12 protein-coding genes are annotated in these 13664 nt (G+C 69.7%); 8 read left to right on the forward strand and 4 right to left on the reverse strand.

Annotated elements, in window-relative coordinates:
- Window positions 1-63: 63 nt before the first annotated feature.
- Window positions 64-1074, forward strand: coding sequence for a zinc-binding alcohol dehydrogenase family protein (locus EJO71_RS10265; protein ID WP_125948104.1), 1011 nt, complete (start codon window positions 64-66; stop codon window positions 1072-1074).
- A gap of 20 nt (window positions 1075-1094) precedes the next feature.
- Entirely contained in the window at window positions 1095-1667 is a 573-nt protein-coding gene (locus EJO71_RS10270) for a GNAT family N-acetyltransferase (protein ID WP_125948103.1), read from the forward strand.
- A gap of 7 nt (window positions 1668-1674) precedes the next feature.
- Here the strand turns inward: EJO71_RS10270 and EJO71_RS10275 are convergent, their stop codons facing one another.
- Window positions 1675-3048: a sorbosone dehydrogenase family protein gene (locus tag EJO71_RS10275; RefSeq protein WP_125948102.1), complete on the reverse strand. Its 1374-nt coding sequence runs from the start codon at window positions 3046-3048 to the stop codon at window positions 1675-1677.
- Between the two features lie 131 nt (window positions 3049-3179).
- On the opposite strand from EJO71_RS10275, the gene EJO71_RS10280 reads away from it, so the two are divergent.
- The 5 genes from EJO71_RS10280 (at window position 3180) to EJO71_RS10300 (ending at window position 9065) form a co-directional block, all read left to right on the forward strand.
- A complete protein-coding gene (locus EJO71_RS10280; RefSeq protein WP_125948101.1) occupies window positions 3180-3953 on the forward strand; it encodes an alanyl-tRNA editing protein in 774 nt (257 codons plus the stop codon).
- A 100-nt stretch (window positions 3954-4053) separates the two neighbouring features.
- Window positions 4054-6231, forward strand: coding sequence for a thioredoxin family protein (locus EJO71_RS10285; RefSeq protein ID WP_125948100.1), 2178 nt, complete (start codon window positions 4054-4056; stop codon window positions 6229-6231).
- Window positions 6232-6325: 94 nt separating this feature from the next.
- The gene (locus EJO71_RS10290) at window positions 6326-7018 is read left to right on the forward strand and encodes a redoxin domain-containing protein (RefSeq protein ID WP_171022527.1); all 693 of its coding nucleotides are present in this window, start codon (window positions 6326-6328) and stop codon (window positions 7016-7018) included.
- A gap of 19 nt (window positions 7019-7037) precedes the next feature.
- The gene (locus EJO71_RS10295) at window positions 7038-7643 is read left to right on the forward strand and encodes a class I SAM-dependent methyltransferase (protein ID WP_125948099.1); all 606 of its coding nucleotides are present in this window, start codon (window positions 7038-7040) and stop codon (window positions 7641-7643) included.
- Window positions 7644-7727: 84 nt separating this feature from the next.
- Window positions 7728-9065, forward strand: a complete 1338-nt coding sequence (locus EJO71_RS10300; RefSeq protein WP_125948098.1) for an MFS transporter — start codon at window positions 7728-7730, stop codon at window positions 9063-9065.
- Window positions 9066-9072: 7 nt separating this feature from the next.
- Here EJO71_RS10300 and EJO71_RS34590 read toward each other — a convergent pair whose 3' ends face one another.
- The 3 genes from EJO71_RS34590 to EJO71_RS10315 form a co-directional block, all read right to left on the reverse strand.
- The gene (locus tag EJO71_RS34590) at window positions 9073-10605 is read right to left on the reverse strand and encodes a TPM domain-containing protein (protein ID WP_206168999.1); all 1533 of its coding nucleotides are present in this window, start codon (window positions 10603-10605) and stop codon (window positions 9073-9075) included.
- Between the two features lie 34 nt (window positions 10606-10639).
- On the reverse strand, window positions 10640-11656 hold the full coding sequence (locus EJO71_RS10310; RefSeq protein ID WP_125948097.1) for an alpha/beta hydrolase: 1017 nt from the start codon (window positions 11654-11656) through the stop codon (window positions 10640-10642).
- A 160-nt stretch (window positions 11657-11816) separates the two neighbouring features.
- Window positions 11817-12542, reverse strand: a complete 726-nt coding sequence (locus EJO71_RS10315; RefSeq protein ID WP_125948096.1) for an SDR family oxidoreductase — start codon at window positions 12540-12542, stop codon at window positions 11817-11819.
- A 73-nt stretch (window positions 12543-12615) separates the two neighbouring features.
- On the opposite strand from EJO71_RS10315, the gene EJO71_RS10320 reads away from it, so the two are divergent.
- Window positions 12616-13551: a LysR family transcriptional regulator gene (locus tag EJO71_RS10320; protein ID WP_125948095.1), complete on the forward strand. Its 936-nt coding sequence runs from the start codon at window positions 12616-12618 to the stop codon at window positions 13549-13551.
- Window positions 13552-13664 lie beyond the last annotated feature (113 nt).

A 13664-nucleotide genomic window follows, 5' to 3' on the forward strand; every position in this document is an offset into this window, starting at 1 on the left:
CCACCTTATCAAACCGTCGTTGCAATCCTACAGTTCAGGCATCGTCACAGAAAGGTTCCCGTCATGAAAGCCGTCGGCTACTACCAGCCCCTCCCCATCGACAACCCCGAATCGCTGCAGGACATCGAGCTGCCTGCCCCCGTGGCCGGCCCGCGCGACCTGCTGGTGCGCGTGAAGGCGGTGTCGGTCAACCCGGTGGACACCAAGATCCGCAAGAACGCCGCGCCCGAGGCCGGCCAGGCCAAGGTGGTGGGCTGGGATGCCGTCGGCACGGTCGAGGCCGTCGGCGCCGGCGTGAAGAACTTCAAGCCGGGTGACCGCGTGTACTACGCAGGCTCGATCATCCGTCCCGGAGCGAACTCCGAGCTGCACGCGGTGGACGAGCGCATCGCCGCTCTCGCGCCGAAGAGCCTCGACGACGCGCAAGCCGCCGCACTGCCGCTGACCACCATTACCGCCTATGAGCTGCTGTTCGACCGCCTGCGCGTGCCCAAGGGCGGCGGCGAAGGCCAGACGCTGCTGATCACCGGCGGCGCCGGCGGCGTGGGCTCCATCCTCATCCAGCTCGCGCGCCAGCTCACGAAGCTGCGCGTGGTTGCCACCGCCTCGCGCGCCGAAACCCGCGCGTGGTGCCTGGAGCTGGGCGCGCACACGGTCATCGACCACTCGAAGCCGCTCGCGGCAGAGCTCAGGGCAGCCGGCATCGGCGAGGTCGACATGGTCGCGAGCCTCACGCAGACCGAGCAGCACTACGCGCAGATCATCGAGAGCCTCAAGCCGCAGGGCCAGATCGCGGTGATCGACGACATGAAGACGCTCGACGCGATGCCGCTGAAGGCCAAGTGCATCTCGCTGCACTGGGAAATGATGTTCACCCGCTCGCGCTTCGAGACCCCCGACATCGCCGAGCAGGGCGTGCTGCTGGCCGAGGTGGCGGCGCTGGTCGATGCGGGCCGCATCCGCACGACGGCGAACGCGAGCTTCGGCACCATCAACGCCGCGAACCTGAAGAAGGCGCATGCGCTCATCGAGAGCGGCAAGGCGCAGGGCAAGGTGGTGCTGGCCGGGTTCTGAGGAGCGGCAGAATCGGTCGCATGACCGACAACACCGCAGACCGCCCCGGCATCATCGAATTCGAAACCGAACGCCTGCTGATGCGCCAGTGGCGCGACAGCGATCTCGCGCCATTCTTCGAGCTGGCCTGCGACCCGCAGGTGATGGAGTTCCTGCTGCCGCTGCCCACGCGCGCCGACAGCGACGCGGCGGTTGCGCGTACGCGCTCGCGCATCGCCGAGAACGGCTGGGGCTTCTGGGCGGTGGAGCACAAGGCCTCGGGCGAGTTCATGGGCTTCACCGGGCTCAATTCACCGGCGGCCGAGCTGCCCTTCTCGCCCTGCGTGGAGATCGGCTGGCGCTTCGCCCGCAAGTGGTGGGGCCAGGGCTTCGCGAGCGAAGCGGCGCGCGCCGCGCTGCAGGTGGGCTTCGAACGGCTGGGGCTTCACGAGATCGTCGCCTTCACCGCATGGAACAACACCCGCTCCAGCGCGGTGATGGAGCGCATCGGCATGAAGGAAGACGTGGCCGGCGCCTTCGACCATCCGCTGGTGCCCGAGGGGCACGCGTTGCGCCGGCACAGGCTCTACCGCATTGCCCGGCCGCAGCGCTGAAAGCAAGCTACTTCGCCTTCGACACCCGCCACACGGCGTTGCCCACGTCGTCAGCCACGATCAGCGCACCGCTTTTGTCGAGCGCCACGCCTACCGGCCGGCCCTGCGCCTTTTCGTCGGCGCTGAGGAAGCCGGTCAGCACGTCGACCGGCGGCCCGCTGGGCCTGCCGCCGATGAAGGGCACGAACACCACCTTGTAGCCCGACTTGGGCTTGCGGTTCCACGAGCCGTGCTCGCCGATGAAGACGCCGCTGGCGAACTGCTCGGGCATGCCGCCCGGGCGCGAGAACGCCAGGCCCAGCGGCGCGACGTGCGAGCCCAGCGCGTAGTCGGGCGCGATGGCCTTGGCGACCATCTCCGGGTTCTGCGGCGTGACGCGCGCGTCGACCACGCCGCCGTAGTAGCTCCATGGCCATCCGTAGAAAGCGCCCTCCTTCACCGATGTGAGGTAGTCGGGCACGAGGTCGCTGCCGATCTCGTCGCGCTCGTTCACCACGGTCCACAGCACGTTGGTGTCCGGCTCCCAGCCCATGCCGTTGGGGTTGCGCAGGCCGCTGGCGAACAGGCGCTTCTCGCCGGTCTTCGTGTCGACTTCCCAGATGGCGGCGCGGCCCGCTTCGGCCGGGAGACCGTTCTCGCCGATGTTGCTGTTGGAGCCCACCGTCACGTAGAGCTTGCTGCCGTCGGCATTGGCGATCACGTTCTTGGTCCAGTGGTGGTTGATGCCGGCGGGCAGTGGCGTCACCAGCGTGGGGTTGGCGCCGATCGATGTCTGGCCCTCGGTGTAGGGCACCTTCACCAGCGCGTCGGCGTTGGCGATGAAGAGCTCGTTGCCGACCAGCGCCATGCCGTAGGGCGAACTCAGGTTGGACATGAACACCTGCCTCACCTCGGCCAGGCCGTCGCCGTTGGCGTCGCGCAGCAGGGTGATGCGGTTGGCGCTGGGCACGCCCGCGCTGGCGCGGCCCATGATCGTGCGCATGACCCAGTTGCGGACGGCGGCGACCGGGCCGCTGCCGCCGTCGCTGCTGTCCGCGGGCCGGGGCGGCTTGTTGCTCTCGGCCACCAGGATGTCGCCGTTGGGCAGGGTGTAGACCCAGCGCGGGTGGTCGAGGCCGCGCGCCAGCGCCGTCACCTTCAGGCCTTCGGCGGGAACGGGCGCCGCGGCGTCGGTCCAGCCGACGGCGGGAGCGACGTTGACGGTGGGAATCAGGGTCTTGTTCGGCTCGGCCAGTTGCGGGCGCGGGCCGATCGTCAGCTCGGGCGCCAGCTTGGCGGCCTCGCCGCAGCCGGCGGCGAGCAGCGCGGCGGCCAGGGCCGCGGCGGTGGTCCGTGGCCATGAAGACGCCATGCGGGTGGGTGCTTGCTGCGGTCGATTCATGCGTGATCCTTCGCGCGGCCGGGTGCCGCATGCGGCGCATCATCCCAAGGCGGGCGGCCCAGGGAGTGTCGGTCGTGGGCGCTTTCTGGCGTGGGCGCACCCCATTCGCGCATCGCCGCTACCATCGCCGGATGACCGACGACCTGTTCCGCGCCGACGCCTACCTGCGCAGCTGCGAAGCCCGCGTGCTGCGCATCGACGATACCGGCATCGTGCTCGACCGCACGGTGTTCTATCCGCTGGGCGGCGGGCAGGCTGGAGACACCGGCGTGCTGGCCCTGGCCGACGGGCGCGAAGTCGTCATCGCCGACACCCGCAAGGCCAAGGACGCGGAAGGCCAGCCGACCGATGAATTCATCCACGTGCCGGCCCCCGGACAGGCCGACCTGCTGGCCGCGCTGAAGCCCGGCGACGCGGTCGACGCCCGCATCGACTGGGAGCGCCGCCACCGCCTGATGCGCTTCCACACCGCCACCCATCTCCTGTGCCACCTGGTGCCGCAGCAGGTGAACGGCTGCTCCATCACGCCCGACTACGCGCGGCTCGACTTCCACATGACCGACCCGCTGGACAAGGACTCGCTGACGGCCGGCCTGGCCCGGCTGGTCGAGGCGGCCCACCCGCTGACCGTGGGCGCCATCACCGACGAGGAACTCGACGCCAACCCGGCGCTGGTGAAGAGCATGAGCGTTCAGCCGCCACGCGGCTCGGGCACGGTGCGCACCATCCGCATCGGCGGAACCGGCCCCGGCGACACTCAGATCGACCTCCAGCCCTGCGGCGGCACGCATGTTGCAAACACCGCGGAAATCGGCGCGGTGGTGGTCACCAAGATCGAGAAGAAGAGCGCCAACAGCCGGCGCGTGGTGCTGGGCTGGGCCAGCCCGCTCCCCCAGGCGGCTTGAAACGCCCGGAACTTCGCCCCCACCGATTGCTCCGACTGACGGCATGATCTTTTCGCGCATCCAATTCGCTACGCTTCTGATAGCAACAGCCGCAGCCAGCATGCTGGCTGCAGCACAATCGCCTCCCGAGCTGGCGTCCAAGCCCGGCGCCGTCGTCACCACCCCCCACGTACGCGCCGAACTGATCGCCCACGCCCCCGACGGCGTGACGCCCGGCGCACCCGTCTGGGTCGGCCTGCAGATCGCGCACCAGCCCGAGTGGCACACATATTGGAAGAACGCCGGCGATTCGGGCCTGCCCACCGAGATGACGTGGACGCTGCCGGCGGGCGTGTCCACCGGCGAGATCGCCTGGCCGGCGCCGAAGAAGATCCCGGTCGGCAGCCTCGCCAACTACGGCTACGAGAACACCGTGCTGCTGCCGGTGCCGCTGGAGGTGTCCACGCTCTACAAGCCGCCGGTAGCGCTGGGCGGCACGCCGGCGATGGACATCCAGCTAAAGGCTTCCTGGCTGGTCTGCCGCAAGGAATGCATTCCCGAGGAAGGCACGTTCACGCTGGCCCTGCCGCTGCAGGGCTCTACCGCACTGCACAAGGCCGAGTTCGACGCAGCCTTCGCCGCGCGGCCCGAAACGCTGGCCAAACCGGGCGCCATCGAGGTCGACGGTCACAACCTGAAGGTGCGGCTCGTGGGCCTGCCCGCCACCGCGCAAGGCAAGACGCTGGGCTTCTTCCCCGAGACTCCCGAGGTGATCCGCACCGCGGCCGTCTCCGGCAAGGACTGGACCCAATCCTGGCAGGGCGACACCTGGACCGCCACCATGCCGCTGGCCGACCAGCGCAGCGCGAGCCCCACGGTGATGCCGGTGGTGGTGACGCTGGCCGAGGCCGACCGGCAGGCCGGCCAGCCGATGGCCTGGCGCGCCGAGGCGCCCGTTACGGGTGCCTGGCCCGCGGGCGCCGCGCCGCGCGCCGCAGAGGTCTCGCCGGAACTGCAGGCCGCGCTTGCCGCCAACGCGGCCAAAGCCGCTTCGAAGGGCGCAGACCTGCCCGCGCCGTCTTCCACCACCTTCGTGGCCGCGCTCCTGGGCGCATTGCTCGGCGGCCTGCTGCTCAACCTGATGCCCTGCGTGTTCCCGATCCTCGCGATCAAGGTGCTGGGCTTCGCGCGGCAGGCGGGCAACGCCAGCGCGCACCGCAAGGCGGGGCTGGCCTACACGGGCGGCGTGATGCTGTCCTTCCTCGCGCTCGGCGGCGGCATGCTCGCGCTGCGCGCGGCGGGCGCCGGGCTGGGCTGGGGCTTCCAGCTGCAGTCGCCCGGCGTGGTCGCGGCGCTGGCGGCGCTGTTCACGCTGATCGGGCTGAACCTCGCAGGCGTGTTCGAGTTCGGCCGCGCCGCGCCTTCGTCGGTGTGCAGCGCGCAGGCCAAGCATCCGCTGGCCAACGACTTTCTCTCCGGCGTGCTCGCCGTGATCATCGCCTCGCCCTGCTCGGCGCCGTTCATGGGCGCGTCGCTGGGCTTCGCCATCGGCCTTCCTGCTGGCCAGGCGCTGCTGCTGTTCGCCGCGCTGGGCTTCGGGCTGGCGCTGCCGTACCTCGTGGCCGGCTTCGTGCCCGCCGTGGCCTACCTGCTGCCGAAACCCGGCCCGTGGATGGGCACGCTGCGCCGCCTGCTCGCCTTCCCGATGTTCGCCACGGTGGCGTGGCTGGTGTGGGTGCTGGGCCAGCAAAGCGGCATCGACGGCGCGGGCACGCTGCTCGCGCTGCTGGTGTGCATGGCCGCCACCGTCTGGGCGCTCACGCTGCGCGGGCGCGCGCGGGTGGTGATTGCCGGCGTGCTGATCGCCTTCACTGCCGTGCTGACCGCCGCCATTGGCCGCAACGTGCTGCAGATGGTGGAGCCCGCGAAGCTGGCATCGTCGGCGCCGGGCGCCGCCGGCCAGCGTTGGCAGCCGTGGTCCGCCGAGCGCGTGGCCCAGCTGTCGGACGCCGGCCGGCCGGTGTTCATCGACTTCACCGCCGCGTGGTGCGTGACCTGCCAGTACAACAAGAAGAGCACCCTGTCCGACGCGCAGGTGCTGGCCGACTTCGACGCCAAGAAGGTCGCGATGCTGCGTGCCGACTGGACCCGCCGCGACCCCGCCATCACCGCCGCGCTCACCGCGCTCGGCCGCAGCGGCGTGCCGGTGTACGTGCTGCAGGCGCCGGGCAAGCCGCCGGTCGTGCTGACGGAGATACTGGGCAAGGACGAGGTCCGCGCCGCGCTGGCCGCGCTTTGACCACCGGCGTGACATGGGTTGTCACATGCACTTGAAGAAACCGTTCTAAGCTGCAGTTGTTGTTTGGAATTTTGTTTTGGAGTTCAAGCTGGCCATGTCTCTCTCGCCAACCGTCGACTCGCGTTCCTTCCGTGCCGCGCGCAATGCCCGCGCCGCCCTGAGCCGGGCCTCCCGCCGTGCCGTCGTCGCCGCGGCCGTGGCGCTCGGCGCCACCTTCCTCATGGGCAACAACGCCGCGGCAGCCCCCACCGTGGGCCAGCAGGCGCCCGATTTCGTCGCGGTGGACACCAGCGGCGCCAAGCACAAGCTCTCCGACTTCGCGGGCAAGTTCGTGGTGCTCGAATGGACCAACCCCGGCTGCCCCTTCGTGCGCAAGCACTACGGCAGCGGCAACATGCCCGCCACGCAGAAGGCCGCGACCGACAAGGGCGTGGTGTGGCTGGCCATCAATTCCACCGAGCGCGCCGCCTCCGACTACCTCAAGCCCGACGCGCTCGATGCCTGGATGAAGTCGCAGAAGGCCGCGCCCACCGCCGTGCTGATGGACGAGGACGGCCTCATCGGCCAGGTCTACGGCGCGCGCACCACGCCGCACATCTTCATCATCGACCCCAAGGGCACGCTGGTGTACGCGGGCGGCATCGACAGCATCGCGTCGGCGCGCGTGGACGACATCAAGACCGCGACCAACTACGTGAACCAGGCGCTCGGCGAGGCCTTCGGCGGCAAGCCGATCTCGGCCGCTACGACGCGGCCCTACGGCTGCTCGATCAAGTACAAGGCCTGAGAAGAGGCGCGCTCCTCGGATGAGCGAGATTCCGGGAACGGCCGGCTACAGCGCCAATGCCGCCACGCTGGCGCAGCAGTACGAAAGCCTGCGCTTCGAGGACGTCCACCGCGAAGTGCTGCACCTGTTTCCGGATGTGCCGGCCCGCGTGCTCGACATCGGTGCCGGCTCCGGGCGCGATGCCGCGGCGCTCGCCGCGCTGGGGCACCGGGTCGTGGCGGTCGAGCCCACGCCCGAACTGCGGGCCGAAGGCATGCGCCGCCACGCCGCGCTGCCCATCGAGTGGATCGACGATCACCTGCCCGGCCTGCATCGCGTGCAGGCGCTGGGCGTGCGCCACGACCTGATCCTGCTGACCGCCGTCTGGATGCACCTGGACGCCGCCGAGCGTACCGCCGCCATGCAGGCCCTCGCCTCGTTGCTGGCCGAAGGCGGCCAGATCGCGATGTCGCTGCGCCATGGCCCCGTGCCCGAGGGCCGGCGCATGTTCGACGTGTCGGCACAAGAAACCGCCGAGCTCGCGGCCCGCCACGGGCTGCGGCAACGCTTCCTGGGCGAGCGCGAGGACATGCTCGACCGGGCGGACGTCCGCTGGAGCTTCCTGGTGCTCCAGCGACCCGCTTGACAGCTACCTGACCGGCGCAGTCAGGCAGCGGTCGGGGAGCCCGGCCTACCCTCGGCGCACACACATGCCACAGGGGACAACGAGATGAATCCCGCGCCTTCCGCCGCGCAACCGCGCACGGCCGCCCACGCCTCCACCGCTTCCTCCTCCAAATTCGCCACCGTCCTGCGCGTGACCGGCGGCAACTTCATGGAGATGTTCGACTTCTTCCTGTTCGGCTTCTACGCCACGCAGATCTCGAAGGCCTTCTTCCCGGCCGGCAACGAGTTCGCCTCGCTGATGCTGACCTTCATGACCTTCGGCGCGGGCTTCCTGATGCGGCCGCTGGGCGCGATCTTCCTGGGTGCGTATGTCGACCGCGTCGGCCGCCGCCAGGGCCTGATCGTCACGCTCGCGCTGATGGCCGTCGGCACGCTGCTGATCGCCTGCGTGCCGTCCTACGCCACCATCGGCCTGGCCGCGCCGCTGCTGGTGCTCGTCGGCCGGCTGCTGCAGGGCTTCTCGGCCGGCGTGGAGCTGGGCGGCGTGTCGGTGTACCTGTCGGAAATGGCGACGCCGGGCCACAAGGGCTTCTATGTGAGCTGGCAGTCGGCCAGCCAGCAGGTGGCTATCGTCGTGGCGGCCGCGCTCGGCTACTGGCTCAACGTGACCTTCACGCCGCAGGAGATCGGCGACTTCTACTGGCGCATTCCCTTCTTCGTGGGCTGCCTGATCGTGCCGGTGCTGTTCATCATCCGCCGCTCGCTGCAGGAGACAGAGGAGTTCATGGCGCGCAAGCACCGCCCCGACGCGCGCGAAATCTTCCGCTCGATGGTCGCCAACTGGGGCCTCGTCATCGCCGGGATGATGCTGGTGTCGATGACCACCGTGTCGTTCTACCTGATCACCGTCTACACGCCCACCTTCGGCAAGGCCGTGCTGCACCTGAGCACCACCGACGCGCTGATCGTCACGCTGTGCGTGGCCATCTCCAACTTCATCTGGCTGCCGATCATGGGCGCGCTGTCCGACCGCGTGGGCCGCAAGCCGCTGCTGATCGTGTTCACGTTGCTGACCATCCTCACGGCGTACCCGTCGCTCAAGTGGCTGGTCGGCGAACCGAGCTTCGCGCGCATGCTCGAAGTGGAGCTGTGGCTGTCGTTCCTCTATGCCAGCTACAACGGCGCGATGGTGGTGGCGCTCACCGAAGTGATGCCGGTGAACGTGCGCACCGCCGGCTTCTCGCTGGCCTACAGCCTCGCCACCGCGATCTTCGGCGGCTTCACGCCGGCCATCGCGACGGGGCTGATCGAGATGACCGGCGACAAGGGCGCGCCGGGCCTGTGGATGACCGCCGCCGCCGTGTGCGGGCTGATCGCCACGCTGGTGCTGTACCGGCGCAACGTGAATCCGGCCGACGCGGGGCGCGTGCCGGTGGTCTGAGCGACAGCTACCAGCTGCCCGAGGCACCGCCTCCGCTGCTGGAACCACCACCGCCGGACGACGAGCTGTCCGACGAACTGCTGCTACTGCTGCTCGAAGAACTGCTCGACGAGCCGCTGCTCCAGCCGCTGTCGGAGCTGTCGCCGTCGCCGCTGCCCGAGCCGAAGATCGGGAAGACGAACATGAACAGCAGCGCGAGAACGGTCGCGATCGCGCCGGGAATCCAGGTCTCGTCGGGCAACGGGCCGGGCTCGGTGATCACGACCACCGCGCCGACCGCGCCCAGCACGACGATCCACCGGACCGCGAAGCCGAGCGCGCTGCCATCCCGCCAGGTGTTGCGGATGCCGAAGACGATGACCGCGACCAGGAGGCTCGCGCCGCCGATGGCCAGCGCCCACAGGAAGCCCGGCCAGAACACGTCGCCGCCGACCATGAAGGCAATGCAGACCAACGCGGCGATCACCGCAGCGATGCCGCCGAGCACATATGCCACTTCCTTCACACGCCCGCACAGATAGCCGAGGCCGTACAGGAAGAGCGCCGGAATGGCCAGGAACCCCGCCATGAACGGGTTCAGCAGCATGGCGGCTCCGCCCAGCGGACCCGCGCCGACAAGGCCGAGCACGAGCCGCCAGTCGCGCGGCCGGCGAGGCGCTTCGGGTTCGATCTCATGCAGCGCCCTGGCCCAGGGCTCGGGGGGCTGGATGCGGCGCCCGCGCTTGCCCGAACGCTTGCCGCGCGAAGGGGGTCGCGAGCTGCGGCGCCGTGTACCGACGAGAGGCCCCGCGCCGAGGCCATGCCATGCCCCCACGCCGATGCTCCACAGCATGACGCCGAGGAAGGCCTTTCCCTCGGGCGTGATGCCTCCGCTGGATGCCGTCGGCTCACGCACGGCTTCTTCGTCCACCGGCAGCGGCGTGGGCGCTGCGTCCGACGCGAGCGTGTCGGGCCATGACTGCGCCGTTGGCGGGCCGATCAGCTGCGACAACGCCCGCACCGCGGCCTGCACGCCGCCCGCATAGTCGCCATTGCGAAAGCGCGGCGCCATCTGCCGGTCGATGATCGCGGCCGCCTGGATGTCGGTGATCGTGCCCTCGAGGCCCTTGCCGACCTCGATGCGCATCTTCCGGTCCTTCAGCGCGACGAGCACCAGCACGCCGTCGTCCTCGTCCTTGCGGCCCAGCTTCCACTTCGCGAACACACGCGTGGCGTACTGCTCGATCGCCTCCTGACCCGTGGTCGGCACGATCAGCACCGCGAGCTGCGCCTGCGTGCTGCCCTCGAGGGCGGTGATGTCCTGTCGCAGTGCCTCGGCCTCGCTCGCGCCCAGCGTGTTCGTGAGATCGACCACGCGCGTCTTCATCGGCGGCACGGGGGCCAGGCCTGCCTTGGCCTGTGCGAACGCAGGGCACGCGCCCATCGCGAGGTACAGCGAGAGAACGAGGCAAAGCCACGTCCAGGCTCTCGACTTCCTCTTGCCGGCGTCCGCCGATGCTGATTCGGTAAACGCGGCGGAAGCGGAGTCTGTGAAAAGCATGAGGCAGGATAACGCCCGCCGCGCGGTGGATCGCTCAGCCGCGCGCGGCGTCGATCACCGCCTTCGCGAAGGCCTCGGGCGCCTCCTGCGGCAGGTTGTGGCCGATGCCGCCGCTGACCAGCCGATGCTCGTAGCGACCCGAGAACTTCTTCGCATAGGCGCTGGGTTCCGGGTGCGGCGCGCCGTTGGCATCGCCTTCGAGCGTGATGGTCGGCACGCCGATCACCGGGGCCTTGGCGAGCCGGTCCTCGAGCGCCTGGTACTTCGCCTCGCCTTCGACGAGGCCGAGGCGCCAGCGGTAGTTGTGGACCGTGATGGCCACGTGGTCGGGGTTGTCGAGCGCCACGGCGCTGCGATCGAAGGTGGCGGCGTCGAAGTTCCACTTGGGCGACGCGGTCTGCCAGATGAGCTTGGCGAAGTCATGGCGGTTCTTCTCGTAGCCCGCGCGGCCGCGCTCGGTCGCGAAGTAGTACTGATACCACCACTGCAGCTCGGCCTGTGGCGGCAGCGGCACCTTGCCGGCCTGCTGGCTGCCGATCAGGTAGCCGCTGACCGAGACCAGCGCCTTCACGCGCTCCGGCCACAGCGCGGCCATGATGCAGGCGGTGCGGGCGCCCCAGTCGCAACCGGCGACGGTGGCGACCTGGATCTTCAGCGCATCCATCAGCGCGATGATGTCGACGGCAACCACCGACTGCTGCCCATTGCGCGGCGTGTCGGCCGAAAGGAAGCGCGTGGTGCCGTAGCCGCGCAGGTACGGCACGATGACGCGGAAGCCCGCCGCCGCAAGCGCCGGTGCCACGTCGACGAACATGTGGATGTCGTAGGGCCAGCCGTGCAGCAGGATCACGGGCGCGCCGTCGACCGGGCCCGCCTCGTAGTAGCCGATGTTGAGCGTGCCGGCATCGATGCTCTTGAGCGGTTCGAGCCGCCGGGGCGCGCCGGCGGCCTGGGCGAAGGCCGGGGTGAGCGCGGCGAGCTGGGTGGCCGCGGCGCCGAGGGCCGCGGCGGCGAGGAAGGTTCTGCGGGGCAGTTGGAGCGACGATGTCATTGGGCTTTTCCGATTGACTGGTTGTGGTGGAAGGGCTGGCGGGTGCGAATGTCGCCCCCCGGACCGCCGTTTGCCCGCTCCTGCGTATCGCTCTGTATCTCCCGCCGCTTTTCCAACAAAACATTTCGATGTCCGGCCCCGTGCGTGCACCCGTTTCGCCTCACACCAGCCGCAGCCCTCCGTCGCACTCGATCACGGTGCCCGTGGTGTAGCCGTTCTCGATCAGGAACTGGATCGCATGCGCCACGTCCTGCGGCCGGCCCACGCGGCCGACGGGCAGCGTCTCTACCTGCTGGCGGAACAGGTCGTCCTTCATCGCGGCGGGCACGCGGTTCCACCATGGCGTGTCGACCAGGCCGGGCGAAACCGCATTCACGCGGCTCGGCGCCAGCTCGCGCGCCAGGCTGCCCACCATCGCCTCGATCGCGCCGTTGATCGCCGCCAGCCCTGCCGTGCCCGGCAGCGAGTTGCGCGCGGAAATCGCCGTCACGAAGGTCAGGCTGCCGCCCTTGCGCAGCACGCGCGCGCCGGCCTGCGCGGCTTCGAGCTGCGGCCAGAACTTGGCCTCGAAGCCGCGGCGCAGCGACTGCAGGTCGATCTGCGCGAACTCGCCCGCGCCCTCGCCGCCGCTGAGCGTGAGCACCAGGTGGTCGACGGGCCCTGTGCTCCCGAAGAAGGCATCGAGCGCGCCGCGGTCGCTGGCATCGAAGGCCACGCCGCTCACGTTCGGGCCCATGCCGCCCATCGCCTCCTGCAGCTTGCCGTTGTCGCGCCCGGTCGCGATCACGCGCGCGCCGGTCGCCGCCATGCGCCGCACGGTCTCGAGCCCCACGCCTGACGAGCCGCCGACCACCACCACTGTCTGTTGTTGTTCCTTCTGGGTCATGTCGATTCCTTTGAATGCTGAAAGAGCCTTCAGGTTAGGGAGCGCGGCACTATCATTCAAATCGTTTGGAACCATGGAATACATCAACGAAAGTGATTTCAGGCGACTCGACCTGAACCTGCTGCTGGTGTTCCACGCGCTGCTGCACGAACGCAGCGTCACGCGCGCGGCGCAGCGCCTGTTCATCGGCCAGCCTGCCCTGAGCGGCGCGCTCAAGCGCCTGCGCGCCGCATTGGGCGACGAGCTGTTCGTGCGCACCTCGCACGGCATGACGCCGACGCCACGCGCGCTCGAGCTCGCGCGCGTCATCGAGCCGTTGCTGCTGTCGCTGCAGCAGGCGCTGCATGCGCGACCGGCCTTCGATCCGGCGAAGGCCGAGCGCGTGTTCCGCATCGGTTTGAGCGATGCGCTCGAAGTGGCGCTGATGCCGCGGCTCATGCAGCGGCTTTCCGAAGAAGCGCCGGGCGTGAGGCTGATCGCGCGCGAGGCCGACCGCACGAATGCGCCCGCCATGCTCGACGCGGCCGAGATCGAACTGGCGGTGGGCGTCTTCATCGACTGCGCCTCGTGGCAGCGACAGCGCGCGCTGTTCGGCTGGAGCTTCGTCTGCGTCTACAACCCCGAACTCGTGAAAGTGCGCGGCAGGAAGATCACGCTCGCCGAGTACCTGCGCCACCCGCACCTGCTCACATCCTTCAGTGCGGACCTCAGCGGCCTCGTCGACGAACTGCTGCGCGAGCAGGGGCATTCGCGCAAGGTCGTCTTCTCGAGCCGCAACTTCGCGACCAGCCCCTTCATCGTGCGGCAGATGCCCGCCATCACCACCGTGCCCACCTTCGCCGCCGCCACCTGGCGCGACGCGCTCGGGCTGGCGGTGAGCCCGTTGCCTTTCGAAACACCGGCTTACGAGGTCTCGTTGCTGTGGACGGCCGCGCACGATGCCGACCCGGCCCTGCAGTGGCTCGTCGGCCTCGTGGCGGACACGTTCGGCGGCAAACCCGTGCGTTGACCCAGCGCGCACCGCGCGTTGACCCGGAGCGCAACACCCACCGTGCCCCGGGTGGAAACACCGATGATGTCGCGCCCTCGCATGCCTATCCTGCTGGGGCCCTTCCGGGCGCC

It is taken from the genome of Variovorax sp. 679 (assembly GCF_003952185.1).
GTDB lineage: Bacteria > Pseudomonadota > Gammaproteobacteria > Burkholderiales > Burkholderiaceae_C > Variovorax.